The sequence below is a fragment of the Marinobacter sp. genome (genome assembly GCF_033722735.1).
Lineage (GTDB): Bacteria > Pseudomonadota > Gammaproteobacteria > Pseudomonadales > Oleiphilaceae > Marinobacter.
Window position 1 is genome coordinate 25,533 of sequence record NZ_JAWVYN010000006.1, and the last position, 20,429, is coordinate 45,961.

15 protein-coding genes and 1 tRNA gene are annotated in these 20,429 nt (G+C 61.0%); 14 read left to right on the forward strand and 2 right to left on the reverse strand.

Going from position 1 to position 20,429, the window contains the following annotated elements; all coding sequences use genetic code 11:
- Positions 1 to 165: 165 nt before the first annotated feature.
- Positions 166 to 3,285, forward strand: coding sequence for an EAL domain-containing protein (locus R3175_RS06285; protein ID WP_318943023.1), 3,120 nt, complete (start codon positions 166 to 168; stop codon positions 3,283 to 3,285).
- A 62-nt stretch (positions 3,286 to 3,347) separates the two neighbouring features.
- Positions 3,348 to 3,680: an SMR family transporter gene (locus R3175_RS06290; protein WP_318943024.1), complete on the forward strand. Its 333-nt coding sequence runs from the start codon at positions 3,348 to 3,350 to the stop codon at positions 3,678 to 3,680.
- A 35-nt stretch (positions 3,681 to 3,715) separates the two neighbouring features.
- Here the strand turns inward: R3175_RS06290 and ggt are convergent, their stop codons facing one another.
- A complete protein-coding gene (gene ggt / locus R3175_RS06295; protein WP_318943025.1) occupies positions 3,716 to 5,455 on the reverse strand; it encodes a gamma-glutamyltransferase in 1,740 nt (579 codons plus the stop codon).
- A 223-nt stretch (positions 5,456 to 5,678) separates the two neighbouring features.
- Between ggt and purU the strand changes: the two genes are divergently transcribed.
- The 12 genes from purU to pyrF all read left to right on the forward strand — a co-directional run bounded on the left by purU (position 5,679) and on the right by pyrF (position 20,173).
- Positions 5,679 to 6,533 carry a formyltetrahydrofolate deformylase gene (gene purU, locus R3175_RS06300; protein WP_318943026.1) on the forward strand — a complete coding sequence of 285 codons (855 nt, stop codon included), beginning with the start codon at positions 5,679 to 5,681 and terminating at the stop codon, positions 6,531 to 6,533.
- A 138-nt stretch (positions 6,534 to 6,671) separates the two neighbouring features.
- Complete coding sequence (gyrA, locus tag R3175_RS06305; protein ID WP_318943027.1) at positions 6,672 to 9,275, forward strand: DNA gyrase subunit A; 2,604 nt, start codon at positions 6,672 to 6,674, stop codon at positions 9,273 to 9,275.
- A 61-nt stretch (positions 9,276 to 9,336) separates the two neighbouring features.
- Complete coding sequence (gene serC / locus R3175_RS06310) at positions 9,337 to 10,419, forward strand: 3-phosphoserine/phosphohydroxythreonine transaminase (protein WP_318943028.1); 1,083 nt, start codon at positions 9,337 to 9,339, stop codon at positions 10,417 to 10,419.
- A 2-nt stretch (positions 10,420 to 10,421) separates the two neighbouring features.
- The gene (gene pheA / locus R3175_RS06315) at positions 10,422 to 11,519 is read left to right on the forward strand and encodes a prephenate dehydratase (protein ID WP_318943029.1); all 1,098 of its coding nucleotides are present in this window, start codon (positions 10,422 to 10,424) and stop codon (positions 11,517 to 11,519) included.
- Positions 11,520 to 11,606: 87 nt separating this feature from the next.
- Entirely contained in the window at positions 11,607 to 12,737 is a 1,131-nt protein-coding gene (gene hisC / locus R3175_RS06320; RefSeq protein WP_318943030.1) for a histidinol-phosphate transaminase, read from the forward strand.
- Positions 12,738 to 12,759: 22 nt separating this feature from the next.
- Positions 12,760 to 14,955: a bifunctional prephenate dehydrogenase/3-phosphoshikimate 1-carboxyvinyltransferase gene (locus R3175_RS06325; RefSeq protein WP_413231739.1), complete on the forward strand. Its 2,196-nt coding sequence runs from the start codon at positions 12,760 to 12,762 to the stop codon at positions 14,953 to 14,955.
- Between the two features lie 3 nt (positions 14,956 to 14,958).
- Positions 14,959 to 15,639: a (d)CMP kinase gene (cmk, locus tag R3175_RS06330; protein WP_318943032.1), complete on the forward strand. Its 681-nt coding sequence runs from the start codon at positions 14,959 to 14,961 to the stop codon at positions 15,637 to 15,639.
- Positions 15,640 to 15,769: 130 nt separating this feature from the next.
- Entirely contained in the window at positions 15,770 to 17,461 is a 1,692-nt protein-coding gene (gene rpsA / locus R3175_RS06335) for a 30S ribosomal protein S1 (RefSeq protein ID WP_318943033.1), read from the forward strand.
- Positions 17,462 to 17,593: 132 nt separating this feature from the next.
- The gene (locus tag R3175_RS06340) at positions 17,594 to 17,890 is read left to right on the forward strand and encodes an integration host factor subunit beta (RefSeq protein ID WP_318943034.1); all 297 of its coding nucleotides are present in this window, start codon (positions 17,594 to 17,596) and stop codon (positions 17,888 to 17,890) included.
- 65 nt (positions 17,891 to 17,955) lie between these two features.
- On the forward strand, positions 17,956 to 18,258 hold the full coding sequence (locus R3175_RS06345; protein ID WP_318943035.1) for a LapA family protein: 303 nt from the start codon (positions 17,956 to 17,958) through the stop codon (positions 18,256 to 18,258).
- Complete coding sequence (gene lapB, locus R3175_RS06350) at positions 18,258 to 19,427, forward strand: lipopolysaccharide assembly protein LapB (protein WP_318943036.1); 1,170 nt, start codon at positions 18,258 to 18,260, stop codon at positions 19,425 to 19,427. Before R3175_RS06345 ends, lapB begins: the two co-directional genes overlap by 1 nt.
- A gap of 35 nt (positions 19,428 to 19,462) precedes the next feature.
- Positions 19,463 to 20,173 (forward strand): orotidine-5'-phosphate decarboxylase, encoded by a 711-nt coding sequence (pyrF, locus tag R3175_RS06355; protein ID WP_318943037.1) that lies wholly within the window; start codon positions 19,463 to 19,465, stop codon positions 20,171 to 20,173.
- Positions 20,174 to 20,338: 165 nt separating this feature from the next.
- Here the strand turns inward: pyrF and R3175_RS06360 are convergent.
- A tRNA-Asn gene (locus R3175_RS06360) sits at positions 20,339 to 20,414 on the reverse strand.
- Positions 20,415 to 20,429 lie beyond the last annotated feature (15 nt).

Below are 20,429 nucleotides of genomic sequence, written 5' to 3' on the forward strand. Positions count from 1 at the left end.
TAGAAGACAAGGGGGCACAGTGGTGAGGCAAGTTACTGCTTCCTGAACATAAAAAACTATACTATAGGTTGAGCTAAGTCATAGCTCCGTATGGAAGTCGGTCTCTTGGGCAAGGATGCACGTCTATACTGAAGTTAGAGGTGACAGTGTGTTGGGGTATGCTCAATGAGAGAACTCTTGAAGTCTACGGGGGCTCGGGAGTTCGCGTTCCGGTTTGTTGTTTATTTTCTTTTCAGTTTCCTGGCTGTGTCATCCGCTGGGCTACTTCTGGCCTATCTGAATGCCAGCGCCAGCGTCAGCGAGATAGAGCGCCAGGAAACCTCCAGGTTAGGGTATGCCCATGCCCGGATGTCCCACGAAATAGGGCGGCTTCATGCCGACTTGCAGCGAATCGGCCGCAGTCAGGCCGTGGACAGCTTTCTTCAGATGCCCAGCCCTTCCAGCCAAGCGGATGTGATTCGGCTGTTTCAGAATCTGATCCGTTACTCCCCTCAGTATCAACAGGCTCGTATTCTGAGTGACACCGGCAAGGAGCTGATCCGGGTACAGGGCGGGTCTGGCGGGCCGGTGGTGGTGGCGCCGACGTCGTTGCAGGACAAATCCGCACGTTACTACTTTGGCGAAGCCCTGGCTCTTGCTCCGGGAGAAATCTACCTGTCGCCGCTGGATCTCAATGTAGAGCGAGGTGAAATCGAACGCCCGTTCCGCCCCATGCTGCGGGTTGCGACCCCGCTGTACGGCCAACACGAAAGGCCGCAGGGTGTCCTGGTGCTGAATTACTCCGCGGAGCATTTGCTGGATGCCTTTCGCGACACCCTGGCCGAGGGGCCGGGCAGCCCCATGTTGCTGAACGGCGAGGGCTATTGGCTGTTCCATCGGGATGAGGCACTGCGGTGGGGCTTCATGCTGGAACCGTCGACCCGGTTCGGCAAGTATTTTCCGGTGGCCTGGTCAGAGTTGCAGGCAGTAGCATCGGGCTCGGGGGTGATACAGGCCCCGGAGGGCAAGTTCCTCTACCTCATCCTGAACCCCCTGGAAGCAGTGGACGGAATCGGTCAGGCGGAACCGGACCCCGAGCAGCGATGGATTCTGGTCAGCCAACTCGCCACGGGCGCGCTGCTGATTGATCACCTGCAGGCAGCGGCCAATTCCTGGCTGGCCAAGGGGGCGCTGCTGTTAACGCTGTTGGTGAGCCTGCTGTTTGCCCGTATCCGCACCAGTCAACTGCAATCCCTTGCCGCACTGAGGCTCAGTGAGGCCCAATCCCGGGCGCTGGTCGACAATGCGCCGGACGGCATCATTGTGCTGGACGCCGATTCCAGATGTCTGGATATTAACAAGGAAGCGTGCGTAATCTTTGGCCGCGAGCGCAGTGACATCGTGGGCCAGCCCATGGCGGAACTGGTGGCGCAGGTTCACGGCCCGGGACCCGGTAATGAAGGGCAGGATAGCGCAGGGGACAACATTCAGGTTTCTGAAATCGTTATTGAAAGGGGCAATGGGGAGACCCTGCCGGTGGAGATCAGCTCCCACTACCTGCCTGATGGCCGGTGGCAGGGGTTTCTGAGAGACATATCCGAACGGAAGGCTTCGGAGAAAGGCCTGTTGCGGGCGGAAGCGGTCTTCCTGAACACCGCCGAGGGCATCATCATCACCGACGGCGACGGCTGTATCGTCGACGTGAACCCGGCCTTCACCAAGATCAGCGGCTATTCCCGGGAGGAGGTGATCGGCAAGAATCCGCGTATCCAGCAATCCGGTCACCACGACCAGGCCTTCTACCGCAACCTGTGGCGGGCCCTGGAACAGGAGGGAAGCTGGACCGGTGAAATCTGGAACCGCCGCAAGAGCGGAGAGGTGTACGCGGCCTGGGAAAACATTGCCTCGGTACGGGATCGCAACGGGCAGGTGGAAAATTACATCTCGATCATTTCCGACATCAGTACGCTGAAGGATGCCGAATCCCGTCTGGTGCAGCTGGCCAATGAGGATTCCCTGACCGGGCTGCTCAACCGCCGGGCCTTCGGTCTGGCCCTGGACAAGGCCATCGACCGGGCCAGGCGCCACGATTATCAGCTGGCCTTGCTGTATCTGGACCTGGACCGTTTCAAGCTGGTCAACGATACCCTGGGACATGCAGTTGGGGACCGCTTGCTGCAACGGGTGGCGGAGGCCATTGAGGGCTGTGTGCGGTCCGAGGACGTGCTGGCCCGGCTGGGCGGCGACGAATTTACCGTGCTGGTGGAGAATATCGACAGCCCGGACGATGCGGCCACCATCGCACACAACCTGATCCGGGTGCTGGACAAACCCATCACCCTGGAAGGGCAGGAGTTCATCACCACGGCCAGCATTGGCATTGCCCTGTTCCCGCGGGATGGCCGTGGCGCCGGGGAGCTGGCCAAAGCGGCGGACGCGGCCATGTATCGGGCCAAATCCCAGGGCCGCAATACCTACGAGTTCTACACGGCGGATATGACCAGCCAGGCGATCCAGCGGTTTGAGACCGAGGCGGCGCTGCGCCAGGCGTTGGTGAACAACGAGTTTGAGCTGCATTACCAGCCCCAGTGGGCGTTGGATGGTTTGTCGGTAGTGGGAGTGGAAGCGTTGATTCGCTGGCGCCACCCCGATCGTGGTCTGCTCGGCCCCGGCCAGTTCATTCCCGTCGCCGAGGAAAGCAACCTGATTAACGATATCGGCATCTGGGTGTTGCGAGAAGCCTGCCGCCAGTATGCGGTCTGGCAGAGGCAGGGGCTGGCGCCGCTCAAGGTGGCAATCAACCTGTCCGGTCGCCAGTTGATTTATGGCGATGTTCCCGCCGTGTTCCGCGATTGCCTGGAGTCCCTGGATGCGGAGATTCCGGCGGGGGCGATCGAGTTCGAGGTCACCGAGACCATCCTGCAATCCGGCGAACGGGCCGTATCGGCGTTGGCCGAGCTCCAGCAGATGGGGGCCGTGGTGGCCATCGACGACTTTGGCAAGGGCTATTCCTCGCTGGGCCACCTGACCCAGTTACCGGTGGACACCCTCAAGATCGACCAGGGCTTCATTCGCGGCGTACCGGATCATGGCACCAATTCCGCCATTGTCCGGGCGGTGATCTCCATGGCTCACAGCATGGGCCTGGACGTGGTCGCCGAAGGGGTGGAGGAGGAGCGTCAACTGCGCTTCCTGCAAAGCCAGGGCTGCGACTTCGGCCAGGGCTATCTGTTCAGCAGGCCGGTACCGGAGGTCGAGATCTACGATCTGGTGCAGGCTTCCCGTACTGAAATTCCGTTGAAATAAACCGCTCGGAACGTTAGTTTCCCGCTCCGAAACGCTTCAGTGGATCCGGGTAGGGTGAGTTTATGAAAACCTGGTGGTTTTTGGGGGTGGCGATTGCGGCGGAGGTCCTGGCGACATCGGCACTGAAATACAGCGCGGGGTTTACCCGTCTGTTGCCATCATTGGTTGTGTTCGGTGGGTACGCCACCGCCTTCTATTTTCTGGCGCTGACCCTGAAGACCATCCCGGTGGGCGTGGCCTACGCTATCTGGTCCGGGGCCGGGGTGGTACTGATCGCATTGATTGCCTGGCTGGTGTTCGACCAGCGCCTGGACTGGCCCGCGGTGGTCGGCATGGCGCTGATCGTGTCCGGAGTGGTGGTCATGAACGTCTTTTCGCAATCCGTCCCCCATTGACCGGGGCCAGGCCCCGGCTCCAGGAAATCGACCGGTCAGTAACCCCGTGCGGAGGAAGTGCTGCGTCTCGGGTCCGCTGCGCCGAACAACCTGCCATCTTCGCCAATCAGCACGCTCTGGATGGCGCCCATTGCCGGTTTGACCGTCACCGTGTGTCCTTTCTGCTCCAGCAACCCAGTGGTGTCCGGGCTGATGCCCTGTTCAATCCGGATCTCATCCGGCAACCACTGGTGATGAACGCGCGGTGCGGCAACGGCGGACTGGATGTTCAAGCCATGGTCGATCACGTTCAGCAGCACCTGCAGGGTGGTGGTGATAATGCGCGAGCCGCCGGGGCTCCCGGTCACCAGGTAATTCCGGCCATTACGGCGGACGATGGTTGGCGACATGGAGCTGAGCATTCGCTTGTGGGGCTCGATCCGGTTCGCTTCGCCGCCAATCAGTCCATAGGCGTTGGGAACACCGGGTTTGGCACTGAAATCGTCCATTTCGTTGTTTAGCAGGAAGCCGGCGCCGGTCACGGTGATGCCGGAGCCGTAACTGAAGTTGATGGTGTAGGTGTTGGAAACGGCGTTGCCCCAGCGGTCGACAATCGAGAAATGGGTGGTTTCGTGACTCTCATGGGGGGCAGGGTCACCGGCGCGGATGTCGCTGGACGGACGGGCCTGGTCCATATCTATACCGGCCCTCAGTTCCTCGGCATAGGCCTTGGAGGTCAAGCCCTGCAGGGGCACTTCCACAAAATCGGTATCCCCCAGGTACTCGGCACGATCGGCGTAGGCCAGCTTCATTGCCTCGGCCATCAGATGGAGGCTTCGGGCGGAATTGTGGCCATAGTCCGCCAGGGGGTAGGCCTCAAGAATGTTCAGGATCTGGACAATGTGGGTGCCGCCGGACGAGGGCGGCGACATGGAATAGATGTCGTAGCCCCGGTAGCGGCCATGCACCGGCTGGCGAACCGCCGGTCGGTAGTTGCGGAGGTCGGTGAGGGTGATCAGGCCTCCGTGGCGTTCCATTTCATCGACGATCAGCTGTGCGGTTTCGCCCCGGTAGAACCCCTGGGGACCCAGGTCAGCGATGCGTTGCAAGGTGGCGGCCAGTTCCGGTTGGCGAAACACTTCGCCCGGCTGATAGGCGGAACCGTCGGCCTTGTAGAATGTGGCCTTGCTGGCCGGCCAGCGCTGGAGTCGCTCGCGGACACTCTCCAGCCCTTCGGTAAACCGCGGTGGCACCACGAAGCCGTCAGCAGCCAGGCGAATGGCCGGCGCCAACGCCTGGGCCAGGGTGATGGTGCCGTATTCCTCGAGGGCCAAGGCCAGGCCGGCAACCGTACCCGGCACCCCTGCCGCCAGGTGGGTGAAACGGCTGCGTTCTGGCACGACCTCACCGTCACTGTCCTGAAACAGGGTCTCGGTGGCGGCGGCGGGCGCCGTCTCCCGGTAGTCGATGGCGGTGACCGGGCGGTCATCCCCCGGCGCGATCAGCATGAAGCCGCCACCGCCAATGTTGCCGGAGCGGGGCTGAGTGACCGCCAGGGCAAAACCGGCGGTGACCGCGGCATCGACCGCGTTGCCGCCGTCCTTTAGCACCTGCAGGGCGACCTCGGTGGCCAGGGTATGGCTGGTGGCCACCATGCCGTTACGACCCTCCGCAGGATGATGGCGTTCGCCTTCCAGTATCGCGGCGGCTGAGGCATGCTGGAGAGGTATCCCGCACAGCAAAGCGAGCAGGGTCAGGCAACGTATTAACGGGGGTAAATGGAGGCTGGTCGTCATGGCGACAGGTCCTTGTGGCGGGTTGACGCACGAGTGGCCGGCCATTCCCGGGAGCCACGAGTGTTGGTCTTGACCCGTGGTTTGCGCGGATGGCCGGCCAGTTTGATTCAGCGAGGCAGCAAGCCTTCGTTTCTGGCATCTAGATAGGCTATTATAGCCGGTCATTTTCACGGGTCTGTCTGGTTGCTGGCCCGCTTTCCCAGGTAGAGAAAGGAAAGGCCCCATGGAGCGTAGATATCGTCTTGTGATTTCCTGCCCGGACCGGGTAGGCATTGTTGCCAAGGTCAGTAACTTCCTGTCCACCTACAATGGCTGGATTACCGAGGCAAGCCATCATTCGGACACCCAGACCGGCTGGTTCTTCATGCGCCATGAAATCAAGGCCAGCTCCATCCCCTTTGGGCTGGACCAGTTCCGCCTCGCCTTTGAGCCGATTGCCCGGGAATTCGAGATGCATTGGCATGTGTCCGATACCGCCCAGCCTAAGCGCGTTGTGCTGATGTGCAGCAAGGAGTCCCATTGCGTCGCCGACCTGTTGCATCGTTGGCACAGCAAAGAGCTCAACGCCGAGGTGGTGGCGGTGATTTCCAACCACGAAGACCTGCGTCGCATGGTGGAATGGCACGACATTCCCTACCACCACGTACCGGTCAGTCGGGAAAGCCGCGAGGAGGCGTTCAGTGAGGTCAGCAACCTGATTGACTCCTACCAGGCCGACGTGGTGGTGCTGGCCCGCTACATGCAGATCCTGCCACCGGAACTGTGCGAGAGGTACGCCGGCAAGGTCATCAACATCCATCACAGCTTCCTGCCCTCGTTTGCCGGCGCGCGCCCCTATCACCAGGCCTACAGCCGTGGAGTGAAGTTGATCGGCGCCACCTGTCACTACGTGACCCAGGATCTCGATGAGGGGCCGATCATTGAGCAGGACGTGATCCGGATCAGCCACAGTGACTCCATCGAAGACATGGTCCGCCTGGGCAAGGATGTGGAGAAAAACGTGCTCGCCCGAGGCCTGCGTGCCCATATCGAGGACCGGGTGATCACCTTCGAAAACAAGACCGTGGTTTTTGACTGAGCCGACTGCCCGAATGTGGTAGTATCGGTCGCTTGTTAAGAATAACTAGGAACCTGCCGCGGTCGGCGCGCGTGATGTGCCGGGGCAAGGGGTGGGTTCCCCAACACGACTTCCAGTAATGCAAAGGAACCTTTCTCGATGGGTGAATTAGCCAAAGAGATCCTGCCGGTAAACATTGAAGACGAGCTGAAGCAGTCCTATCTCGACTATGCCATGAGTGTCATCGTTGGTCGGGCACTGCCGGACGTTCGTGATGGTCTCAAGCCCGTACACCGGCGTGTCCTGTTCGCCATGTCCGAGTTGGGCAACGACTGGAACAAGGCTTACAAGAAGTCTGCCCGCGTGGTGGGTGATGTGATCGGTAAATACCACCCCCACGGCGACTCTGCGGTATACGACACCATCGTTCGGATGGCGCAGCCCTTCTCGCTCCGTTACCCGCTGGTGGACGGCCAGGGCAACTTCGGTTCCATTGACGGTGATAACGCGGCTGCCATGCGTTACACCGAAATCCGTATGGAGAAGATTGCCCACTCGCTGCTGGCGGATCTGGATAAGGAAACCGTGGATTACGTGCCCAACTACGATGGCACCGAACAGATCCCGGACGTGCTGCCCACCCGTGTTCCCAACCTGCTGGTCAATGGTTCCTCGGGCATTGCCGTGGGGATGGCCACCAACATCCCGCCCCACAACCTGACCGAGGTGGTCAACGGCTGCCTGGCGCTGATCGACGACCCGGACCTGACCATCGATGAGCTGATGGAATACATTCCCGGGCCGGATTTCCCGACCCAAGGCATCATCAATGGCCGCGCCGGCATTGTCGAAGCCTACCGGACCGGTCGTGGCCGTATCTACGTCCGTGCCCGCCACGAGATCGAGCACGACAAGAAGACCGGACGGGACGCCATCATCATCACCGAGCTGCCGTACCAGCTGAACAAGGCGCGCCTGATCGAGAAGATCGCCGAGCTGGTCAAGGACAAGAAGCTGGAAGGCATTTCCGAGCTGCGCGATGAGTCCAACAAGGAAGGCATCCGGGTGGTGATCGAGTTGCGGCGCAATGAGAACCCGGACGTCTTGTTCAACTCCCAGTTCGCCCAGACCCAGATGGTCACCGTGTTGGGTATCTCCTTGGTGGCGCTGATCGATGGCGAGCCAAAGATCCTGAACCTCAAGGAAATGCTGGACGCCTTCCTGCGCCACCGGCGGGAAGTGGTGACCCGGCGGACCATCTACGAGCTGCGCAAGGCCCGGGAACGAGGCCATATCCTGGAAGGCCTGACGGTTGCACTGGCCAACATCGACGAAATCATCGAACTGATCAAGACCTCGCCGTCGGCGGCGGAAGCCAAAGAGAAGCTGCTGGCCCGGCCCTGGGCGCCCGGCGACGTGCTCGCCATGCTGGAACGGGCGGGTGAGGATGCCTGTCGTCCGGACGAATTGCCGGAGATCTACGGGCTGCGGGATGGCATGTACCACCTGTCCCCGGAACAGGCCCAGGCGATCCTGGACCTGCGTCTGCACCGCCTGACCGGCCTGGAAACCGAAAAGCTGCAGAACGAATACCGGGACATCCTGGAGAAGGTCGCGGACCTGCTGGATATCCTCGGTAACCCGGAGCGGCTGCTGCAGGTGATCCGTGACGAATTGAACCAGGTTGTGGCCGACTACGGCGATGAGCGCCGTACCGAGATCACCAGTTCCCGTCGCGACCTGACCGTTGCCGACCTGATCGATGAAGAAGACCTGGTGGTCACCATCTCGCACGGTGGCTACGCCAAGACCCAGGCGGTGACCGACTACCAGGCCCAACGCCGTGGTGGCCGGGGCAAGGCCGCCACCTCGATGAAAGAGGAAGATTTCATCGAGAAACTGCTGGTGGCCAACTCCCACGACACCATCCTGTGTTTCTCCAACCGGGGCAAGGTGTACTGGCTGCGGGTGTTCGAAATTCCCCGCGCCAGCCGGGCGTCCCGGGGACGGCCGATGGTCAACATCCTGCCGCTGGAGGACGGGGAGCGCATCACCACCTTCCTGCCGGTGCGGGATTACCCGGAAGACCATTACGTGTTGATGGCCACCTCCAACGGCGTGGTCAAGAAAACCCCGCTGCCCAATTTCTCCCGTCCCCGCAGCAGCGGCCTGATCGCATTGAGCCTGGACGAGGGCGATACCCTGATCGGTGCCGCCATTACCGAGGGCGACGCGGAAGTGATGCTGTTCTCGTCCGCGGGCAAGGCGGTGCGGTTTAACGAGGAAGCGGTGCGGCCCATGAGCCGGACCGCCCGGGGCGTTCGCGGCATCCGTATGCCGGAAGGCCACCACGTGGTGTCGCTGATCATTCCACAGCCGGACGGCGTGATTCTGACGGCCAGTGAGAACGGATACGGCAAGCGCACCGCCATTGACGAGTTCCCCACCTACAGCCGGGGCAGTCAGGGCGTTATCGCCATGCAGTGCTCCGAGCGGAACGGCAACCTGGTGACGGCGCTGCAGTTGTTCAACGGCGACGAGATGATGCTGATCTCCGACAAGGGCACCCTGGTGCGTACCCGCACGGACGAGGTCTCGATCCTGAGCCGTAACACCCAGGGGGTGCGGCTGATCAAACTGTCCCAGGAAGATGAACGCCTGGTGGGGGTGGAGCGAATCGCCGAAAGCGATGACGAACCCGTGGATGGCGACGACGGGGACGCCGCGCCGCAGGAAGTTGCCGAAGAGAGCGGCGAGGAATAAGTCGTCAGCGCCCCGTTGGACAGGGCGCACGAACACCGAACAGTTGAGAGATCAGAGAAGCATGAGCAGGGCGTATAACTTTTGTGCGGGTCCGGCCACCTTGCCGGAAGCCGTGCTGACCCAGGCACGGGATGAAATGCTGGATTGGCGAGGCAGCGGCATGTCGGTGATGGAGATGAGCCATCGCAGCGACGAGTTCGTGGAGATTGCCGAAACCGCCGAGCGGGATCTGCGGGAGCTGGCGGGGATTTCCGACGACTATGCGGTCCTGTTCATGCAGGGCGGGGCCAGCAGTCAGTTCGCGACCATCCCGCTGAACCTGCTGGGTGATAAATCCGCTGCCGATTACGTGAACACCGGCATCTGGTCCAAGAAGGCCATCGCTGAAGCCAGTCGGTACGCCGAGGTCAACGTGGTGGCCAGCAGCGCCGACCAGAACTTCACCACCGTCCCGGATCAATCGTCCTGGAACACCAATTCCGAAGCCGCCTATCTGCATTACACGCCCAATGAGACCATCGGTGGTGTGGAATTCGATTTCATCCCGGACAGCGGCCGTGTGCCGCTGGTCGCCGATCTCTCATCGACCATTCTGTCGCGACCGCTGGACGTTTCCCGCTTCGGGCTGATCTACGCCGGTGCCCAGAAGAACATCGGGCCTTCCGGTCTGGTGGTGGTCATTGTCCGCAAGGACCTGCTGGGCAAGGCCCGGCCGGCAACGCCGACGATGATGAACTACCAGGTGATCGCCGATAACGGCTCCATGTACAACACGCCGGCAACTTACTCCTGGTACCTCGCCGGCCTGGTGTTCAAGTGGCTGAAGGCGCAGGGAGGTGTGGCCGCCATGGGTGAGCTCAACCAGCGCAAGGCCAAGAAGCTCTACGACTTTATCGATGGCAACGATTTTTACGCCAATCCGGTGGAGCCCCGTTTCCGCTCCTGGATGAACGTGCCGTTTACGCTGGCGGATGAAGCCCTCAATGGGGCTTTCCTGCAGGGGGCGGACGAGCGTGGGTTGCTGAACCTGAAGGGTCACCGCTCTGTGGGCGGTATGCGGGCAAGTATCTACAACGCCATGCCGGAAGCCGGTGTGGACGCCCTGATCGACTACATGGACACCTTTGCCAGGGAGCGGGGTTGATCATGAGCGACGAGCAGACCCGACTGGGAGAACTCCGGGACCGCATCGACGATCTCGATCAACAGATCATGGACCTGATCAGCGCCCGGGCCCGCTGCGCCCAGGAGGTCGCTGAGGTCAAGCTGGCTCACAACCCGGGTCAGGACGTGTTCTTCTACCGCCCGGAGCGGGAAGCCCAGGTGCTGAGGCGGATCAAGGAGCAGAACCCGGGGCCCCTGTCCGGTGAAGAAATGGCCCGTCTGTTCCGGGAAATCATGTCGGCGTGCCTGGCACTGGAAAAGCCCATGCACATTGCTTTCCTGGGGCCGGCGGGTACCTTTACCCAGGCGGCGGCGCTCAAACACTTCGGTCATTCGGTGATCAGCGTACCCCTGGCTGCCATCGATGCGGTGTTCCGGGAGGTGGAGTCCGGCGCTGCCCACTACGGGGTGGTGCCAGTGGAGAACTCCACCGAAGGCATGATCAACCACACACTGGACATGTTCATGTCCTCGCCGCTGAAGATCTGTGGCGAGGTTCAGCTGCGCATCCACCATCACCTGCTCACATCCCCGGACAACGTGGACGGCAAGCTCACCCGTATCTACTCGCACCAGCAGTCCTTTGCCCAGTGCCGGCAGTGGCTGGACGCCAACCGGTATGGCATCGAGCGGGTGGCGGTCAGTAGCAACGCCGAGGCTGCACGCCGAGCGGCGGAGGAGCCGGGGGCCGCGGCAATTGCCGGTGATATGGCCGCCGAGCTGTACGGTCTGGAAACGCTGGCAGCCAGTATCGAGGATCGGCCGGATAACACCACTCGGTTCCTGATCATCGGACGGGAGAGTGTCGGGCCCAGCGGTCACGACAAGTCCTCCATTCTGGTGTCCATGCGCAACAAGCCAGGCGCTCTGTACCAGTTGCTGGAGCCGTTCCATCGGCATGGCATCAGCCTGACCCGTATCGAGACCCGCCCCTCACCCAGTGGTACCTGGGCGTATGTGTTCTACATCGACTTCGAGGGGCACATGGACGATCCCAATGTCGGCAAGGTGTTGGAAGAGATCGATGACGAGGCGGTGGAGCTGAAGCGGCTCGGTTCCTATCCCATCGGAGTGCTCTGAACCAGGAGCCTGACCGTTTTGGGGCTCTGTATCAGAATTGAAACTTTTCCGCCGGACCCCGGGGGTCCGGCCCGGGAGGCGTAACGTATGTCCATCGACTATCAGGCGCTGGCAGTGCCGGGTGTCCAGGCGCTGTCACCGTATCAGCCGGGCAAGCCCATTGAAGAGCTGGCCAGGGAGTTGGGGCTGGATCCGGCCGGGATCGTCAAGCTGGCCAGCAATGAGAACCCCTTGGGGCCCAGTCAGGTGGCCCTGGAGGCCGCCCAGCAGGCTCTCTCGGAACTGTGCCGTTATCCCGATGGCAATGGCTTCCGGTTGAAGACCCGGTTGGCTGCACGGCTTGGCGTGACGGCGTCACAGCTGACGCTGGGCAATGGCTCCAATGACATCCTCGAGGTGATTGCACGCTGTTTTGCCGATGCCGGGTCGGAGGTGGTGTACTCCCAGTATGCCTTTGCGGTGTACCCGCTGGTGACCCAGGCCATTGGCGCCCGGGGCGTGTGCGTGCCGGCGCGGGACTGGGGCCATGACCTTGAGGCCATGGCGGCGGCCGTCACCGAACGAACCAAGCTGATTTTTGTTGCCAATCCCAACAACCCCACCGGAACCGTGCACAGCCTGTCGGCAGTGGAGGCCTTTCTCGAGCAGGTGCCGGAGCGGGTGCTGGTGGTGCTGGATGAGGCCTACTGCGAATACCTGACCGAAGGCGAGGGCGACAGCCTGCAGTGGCTGACCCGGTTCCCCAACCTGATCATCACCCGCACCTTTTCCAAGGCCTGGGGGCTGGCGGCCCTGAGGGTGGGGTACAGCATCAGTTCCGAGGCCATCGCCGATATCCTCAACCGGGTGCGTCAGCCCTTCAACGTCGACACCATTGCCCTCTCGGCTGCCGCGGCGGTGCTGGACGACGAGGATTACCTCCAGCGTTCCCGGGCAGTCAATCAGGCCGGCATGACGCAGCTTGATCAGGGCTTTGAGGCGCTCGAACTCACGTTCATCCCGTCCGCCGGCAATTTTATTGCGGTGGATGTAGGGGAGAAGGCTGGCGAGGTCTACCAACAGCTGCTGGCGCGGGGCGTCATCGTTCGCCCGATTGCGGGCTACGGCATGCCCAATCACCTGCGGGTGTCCATAGGTTTGCCCGAGGAAAACCGCCGGCTACTGGATGCCTTGGCGGTGGCCCTGGACGAAGTGTATCAAGGAGCCCCGGGTGCCTGATTCTCGACCTGTTTTTCGTCGGATGGCGGTGATCGGTCTGGGGCTGATCGGCGGTTCCCTGGCAGCGGCGGTGCGCGAGCATCGATTGGCCGAAGCGGTGGTGGCCTATGACCGGCGTTTCGATGATGTCGTCGCTGGTCACCAGATCGGGATCATTGATGAGACTGCGGAAACCGTTGAGCAGGCAGTGCGTAACGCCGATCTGGTTGTGGTGGCGGTGCCGGTGAGGGCAACCGAGGCGGTGCTGCAGGAGATCCGCCCGCACCTGTCCCCGAACGCCCTGCTGACGGATGTGGGCAGCACCAAGGCCAGCTTCGTCGATGCCGTGGCGTCGGTGTTTGGGGAGGTCGGGCCGAACGTCATTCCCGGCCACCCCATTGCGGGCTCGGAGAAGAGCGGTGTACGTGCCGCCAATTCCGAGCTGTTTGCCAATCACAAGGTTATCCTGACCCCGGCAGACAGTGCTGACCCGGCGCAGTTGAACCGGTTAAAGCGCCTGTGGGAAGGGTGCGGCGCCACGGTGCTGACCATGTCGGTGGCCTACCACGACGAGGTGCTGGCGGCCACCAGCCACCTGCCGCATTTGATCGCGTTTTCCCTGGTGGATACGCTGGCGGGCGAAGATGAGAACATGGACATCTTCCGTTACGCCGCCGGCGGGTTTCGGGACTTTACCCGGATTGCTGCCAGTGATCCGGTGATGTGGCACGATATTTTTCTTTCCAACCGCCAGGCGGTGTTGCGGGTGATCGATCATTTTACCCGTGACCTGGGGCAGCTCCGCACGGCCATTGAGGCGCAGGACAGTGCCACGCTGCTGCGGGTTTTCAGCCGTGCCAAGGCGGCGCGGGAACATTTTTCCAAGATGCTTTCAGGACAGGCGTACGTGACAGACATGAGCCAGAATCAAGTGACTTTCCAGCTCCAGCCCGGCGGTAGCGTGACCGGCGATATCCGGGTGCCGGGGGACAAATCCATATCCCATCGTTCGATCATGCTGGGCGCGCTGGCGGACGGGGTGACCGAGGTCAATGGTTTCCTGGAAGGCGAGGACAGCCTAGCGACGCTGCAGGCCTTCCGCGACATGGGGGTCACCATCGAGGGGCCGGACAATGGTTTTGTGCGCATTCACGGCGTAGGGATCGATGGTCTCCAGGCGCCCCGCGGACCCCTGTACCTGGGCAATTCCGGCACCGCCATGCGACTGTTTGCCGGACTGCTGGCGGCCCAGGAATTCGACTCCGAGCTGACCGGGGATGAAAGCCTGTCCCGTCGTCCCATGGGGCGGGTGGCGGACCCGCTGCGGGCCATGGGGGCGGTTATCGACACCGCCGATGGCGGTCGCCCGCCGCTGAAGATTAACGGGGGCCAGGCCCTGACCGGTATCCACTATGAAATGCCGGTGGCCAGTGCGCAGGTCAAATCCTGCCTGTTGCTGGCGGGGCTCTATGCCGAAGGTGTCACGTCGGTCACCGAACCGGCGCCCACCCGGGACCATACCGAGCGCATGCTGGAAGGGTTTGGCTATCATGTTCATCGCAAAGGCGCGACGGCCAGCGTCAGTGGTGGCGGACGATTGACCGCAACCGCGATCGATGTGCCGGCGGACATTTCATCCGCGGCTTTCTTCCTGGTGGCAGCCAGCATCGCACCCGACTCGGATCTGACCCTCCGTCACGTGGGCATGAACCCGACGCGGGTTGGGGTGATCAACATCCTGAAGCTGATGGGGGCCGACATCGAGGTGCTCAACGCTCGGGAAATCGGCGGTGAGCCGGTGGCTGACCTGCGCGTCCGCGCCGCCGAGCTGTCGGGTATCGATATCCCCGAGGACCAGGTCCCGCTGGCCATTGATGAATTTCCGGTGCTCTTCGTTGCCGCGGCCTGCGCCCGGGGCGAGACCGTACTTCGCGGCGCCGAGGAGCTCCGGGTCAAGGAGAGTGACCGTATCCAGGTGATGGCCGATGGTCTGGAGGCCGTGGGCGTCCAATCCACTGTGACCCCGGATGGCATCGTGATCCAGGGGGGGCAGGCCATCGTCGGTGGCAAGGTGGACAGCCATGGCGACCACCGCATTGCCATGTCCTTCGCCGTGGCGTCGCTCCGCGCCACGGGGCCGATTGAAGTGACCGACTGTGCCAACGTGGCGACCTCGTTCCCGGGGTTCGTCGAGTTGGCACGGCAGACCGGCATCCAGATTACGGCACAGGGAGCCTGACCGATGTCCCAGTGCTCTGTTCCGGTCATCACGATTGATGGCCCCGGCGGTTCCGGGAAGGGCACCATTACCCAGATGGTGGCTCGAAAGCTCGGTTGGCATCTGCTGGATAGTGGTGCTTTATACCGTCTGACGGCTTTAGCCGCGGCCCGACAAGGCGTACAATTTGATGATGAGGCGGGCTTGGTACGGGTGGCCGCTTCATTGGATGTGTCCTTCGAGCCCACACCGCCGGGAGAGCCTGCAAAGGTCATTCTGGGAGGAGAAGACGTGACCGATGAAATCCGCACTGAGAGGTGCGGCGATAACGCCTCCAAGGTGGCGGTGATTCCGGCGGTCCGAGAGGCGTTGCTGCAGCGCCAGCGGGATTTTCGTCAGCCGCCAGGGTTGGTGGCCGATGGTCGGGACATGGGAACCGTGGTTTTTCCGGATGCACCCACCAAGATATTCCTGACCGCCAGTGCCGAGGAGCGGGCCCAGAGGCGTTACAGTCAGTTGAAGGACGCGGGGCTCAGTGTTAATATTGACGCCCTTTTAGAAGAGATACGGGCACGTGATGAGCGGGATATGAACCGTTCTGCGGCCCCGCTTAAACCGGCAGAGGATGCGCAAGTCATTGACTCTACTGGTTTAAGCATTGAAGAGGTGTTGGACAGGGTGATGGCCGCGTCAGGTCAGGCCTGACTGCACCTTTTTGTCGTTGGAATGCCGTTTGCGGTGATAAACAGCCAGCCCTTGGCCGTATTCGGTAAATCGCTAACAGACCGTGTTGCTGGTAGCACGGAGTTAACTTGCGTTGATCATAGGACACATAATGAGCGAGAGCTTTGCGGATCTTTTTGAAGAAAGCCTGAAAGAAATTGACATGCAACCGGGTTCCATCGTCCAGGGGACCGTGGTTGATATCGACAACGACTGGGTTACTGTTAACGCTGGTCTGAAGTCAGAGGGTGTTATCCCTGCCTCCCAGTTCCTGAACGACAAGGGCGAACTGGAAATCCAGATCGGTGACGTTGTCGACGTAGCTCTCGACGCTGTTGAAGACGGCTTCGGTGAAACCCGTCTGTCCCGTGAAAAAGCCAAGCGCGCTGAAGCCTGGAAAGTACTCGAGAAGTGCTTCGAGGCCGAGGAAGTGGTCAAGGGCGTGATCAACGGCAAGGTTAAGGGTGGCTTCACAGTCGATCTGTCTGGCATCCGTGCCTTCCTGCCTGGCTCCCTGGTTGACGTTCGTCCGGTTCGCGACACTGCGCACCTGGAAAACAAAGAGCTTGAGTTCAAGGTGATCAAGCTGGACCAGAAGCGCAACAACGTGGTTGTGTCCCGTCGCGCGGTTCTGGAAGCCGAGAACAGTGCAGAGCGCGATGCGCTGCTGGAAACCCTGACCGAAGGTCTGGAAATCAAGGGTATCGTCAAGAACCTGACCGACTACGGTGCCTTCGTTGACCTGGGCGGCGTTGACGGCCTGCTGCACATCACCGACATGGCCTGGAAACGCATCAAGCACCCGAGCGAGATCGTGAACGTTGGCGACGAGATCACCGTTAAGGTGCTGAAGTTCGACCGTGAGCGTAACCGTGTTTCCCTGGGTCTGAAGCAGCTGGGCGAAGATCCCTGGGTGGATATCAAGTCCCGTTACCCGGAGAACAGCAAGGTCAAGGCCCGTGTGACCAACCTGACCGACTACGGCTGCTTCGCGGAGCTGGAAGAAGGGGTTGAAGGTCTGGTGCACGTGTCCGAAATGGACTGGACCAACAAGAACATCCATCCGTCCAAGGTTGTCCAGGTGGGCGACGAAGTGGACGTGATGATTCTGGATATCGACGAAGAGCGTCGTCGTATTTCCCTGGGTATCAAGCAGTGTGTGGCCAACCCCTGGGAAGAGTTCTCCAGCAACTTCAACAAGGGCGACCGCATCTCCGGCAAGATCAAGTCCATCACGGACTTCGGTATCTTCATCGGCCTGGAAGGTGGTATTGACGGTCTGGTTCACCTGTCCGACATCAGCTGGAACGAGTCTGGCGAAGAAGCCGTTCGCGAGTACAAGAAGGGCGACGAAGTCGAAACCGTCATTCTGTCGGTTGATCCGGAGCGTGAGCGTATCTCCCTGGGCATCAAGCAGCTGGAAAGCGATCCGTTCGCCGAGTTCGTTCAGCTGAACGACAAGGGCTCCATCGTGAAGGGTACCGTCTCTTCTGTGGATGCCAAAGCGGCGACCATCGCGCTGAACGACGAGGTTGAAGCGGTGCTGAAGGCCTCCGAGATCAGCCGCGACCGTGTCGAAGACGCTCGCAACGCGCTCAACGAAGGCGACGAGGTAGAAGCGAAGATCATCAGCATCGATCGCAAGAACCGCGTTATCAACCTGTCTGTGAAGTCCAAGGACGTTGACGAGGACAAGCAGGCGCTTGAGAACGTTCGCAGCAAGGCGGCGGAAACTTCTGGTGCGACCACCATCGGTGATCTCATCAAGGAGCAGATGCAGCAGCAAAACGCCAACAAGGACTAATTCGCCTTTTGGGGTTATAAAAAACGGGCTGTAACAGCCCGTTTTTTTTGTGTTTTTTTTAGGTTTGGCTAAACTAGAGGCATGGAGCTGGCTTGGGTGGCTCCCCATGGTAATGACAGAGGGATTAGCCTCATGACGAAGTCTGAACTGGTTGAGCTGATAGCGTCCAAACAAACACAGCTGTCTGTAAAAGATGTCGAGTTGGCGGTCAAGACCATCATCGAGCATATGTCTCAGTCGTTGGCCAACGGGCAGCGAATCGAAATCCGCGGGTTCGGCAGTTTCTCCCTGCATCATCGTGCCGCCCGGGTTGGCCGCAACCCCAAGACCGGCGATGCGGTGCAGCTGCCGGCGAAGTACGTGCCTCACTTCAAGCCGGGCAAGGAGCTTCGGGAGCAGGTCAATGACAGCATGAAGCAGGGGTTCTAGCTGCATCCCGGCATCTGTTGTCGCTGTCCGGCGATTGCCGTTGAGTTGGAAGGAGTAAGGTTTATATGGCCGGCTTTCGCAAGGTGTTGATCTTACTGGTGGTGCTGTTCCTGGCGCTACTGGCCCTGGTGTTTTCCCTGAACAACCAGATGGCTGTTTCCCTGAACTTCTTGCTGTTTGAAACGCCACCCCACGGTGTTGCGGTCTGGATCATTCTTGCTTTCATTCTGGGGGCCTTGTCTGGCATTCTCATAACCCTGCTGGCGACGGTGCGTTCAAAGGTGTCACGTCGGCAATTGCAAAAGCGGCTGACCCGTGCGGAGCGGGCGCTCGCGGATTCAGGGGCACAGAGTAACCGGACTATTTGATGGATATTGTTTTCCAGTGGCTGCTGTTAACGGCCGCAGTCGCTGCTGGCTGGTTTATGGGGCGCTATGGTCGATCCTCGGCCAGATCCCGTCGGGCCATTTCAGATGAGGCGTCACTGCGTGACCGCCTGCAATTCCTGTTCACCAACTATTCAGACCAGGCCGTTGAAAACTTTGTCCAATCCCTGGCGGTCAGTCCGGACACCGTAGGCCTCCATCTCTCCATTGGCGCCCATTTCCGGAACAAGGGCGAAACCGATCGGGCCATCGTCATTCACCAGAACCTGCTTGCGCGTCCAGAGCTGCCAACGCGGTTTTCTCCCCAGGTAACCTTTGAGTTGGCGCTGGACTACCTGAACGCCGGTCTGCTGGACCGTGCCGAATCTCTCTTCCACCAGCTCATGGGCGACAAGGAGTACGGCGGTAAGGCGGCTGGCCAGCTGATCGAGCTCTATCAACAGGAGCGGGAATGGAGCAAAGCGGGGCAGGTGGCCCGCACACTCCGGGCTGGGGGGGTGAGTCCCGAGCTGGACAAGGTGCTGGCCTACATCACCTGTGAAATGGCGGACCTGGCGCTGCAAAAGGACGATCGCTGGGCGGCCGGCAAGCTGGTCAAGGAAGCCCTCGAGCATGATCGCTCCTGTGTTCGGGCGACGTTTATCCAGGTCAAGATTCTGGTGCGTCAGGGCAGCTACAAGGAAGCATCCAGCCAGTGTTTCAAAGTCTTTGAGCAGAATACCGCGTTTGGTTCAGAGGCCATCGAGCGCTTGATGAGCCTGGAACGGGAGCACGGTGATATCAAGCGGCTGACCAGGAAGCTGAAAAAGCTCTATGAAAGCTGGCCGAGCACCAGTCTGCTGCTGGCGGTTGTCGAGTCGGTGGAGAAGGCCTCGGGGAGACCCGCTGCCATTGACCTGCTGCGGGAGGAGTTGGAGCTTCGTCCCAGTGTTCGGGGGCTGCTGAGGCTGGTGGAGCTGGCTGGCTATGAGAAGGGGATGACCACCGACGAGGGCCGGCTGGTGAGCCGTATTGGTCACCTGTTGCTGGCAAACCGCCCGATCTACCGGTGTGTGAATTGCGGCTTCTCCGGGCGGCAGCTGCATTGGTTGTGCCCGAGCTGTAAAACCTGGGAGTCGGTGCGTCCGATTCAGGGTGTGGAAGCGGAGTGAGCCGATTGTCTTGAATGAACTGTGGGAAATAATACGTGCAGAAGGTAGCTGATCCGAAGATTATCGTGGCCCTGGATTTTCCGTCCGAGGGGCCTGCGTTGGCGCTGGTGGATACCCTGAACCCGGAACTGTGCAGGCTGAAGGTGGGCAAGGAGTTGTTCACCCGCTCCGGCCCGCAGTTTGTCAGGGCCATTCAGGACCGGGGGTTTGAGGTGTTCCTGGACCTTAAGTTTCACGACATTCCGAACACGACGTCGGCGGCGGTTGCGGCGGCGGCGGACCTGGGCGTGTGGATGGTCAATGTGCATGCAGCCGGTGGCGCGAAGATGATGGAGGCCTGTCGCGCCCGGCTGGAATCCTTCGGTACCGACCGGCCGTTGTTGATTGCGGTGACCGTGCTTACCAGCATGGCGGCAGAGGATCTGCAGGGCATTGGTATTGCGGCATCGCCCCAGGAGCAGGTATCCCGCCTGGCCGCCTTGACGGCGCGCTGTGGGCTCGACGGAGTGGTGTGTTCGGCACAGGAGGCCCCCATTCTGAAGAGAGAGCAGGGGGTGGACTTCACGCTGGTGACGCCGGGGATTCGGCCTCTGTCCGCTGCCAAGGGGGATCAGCAGCGGGTGATGACGCCGGCGGATGCGCTGGCTGCCGGTAGCGATTATCTGGTGATTGGGCGGCCGATCACTCAGGCTGCCGATCCCTTGGCGGCGCTGGAGGCGATTCACCAGGAGATTGTCGCCAGTTGAGACGAGCCCTCGGGATTCCCTGGCCTTTTGGGATTGGCGGCGGCGGGCGATGGAGGGGGCGTCTTCTGCCGCCCGCTGAGGTGAGGGGGCTGTCTGGGCCATAAGCCGTGCGTTGAGCAACGAAAAAAGCCGCTGACTCAAGGAGTCAGCGGCTTTCAGGAATAGTGGCTCCCCGAGCTGGGCTCGAACCAGCGACAAACGGATTAACAGTCCGTTGCTCTACCAACTGAGCTATCGGGGAACGTCGTCATGTGAC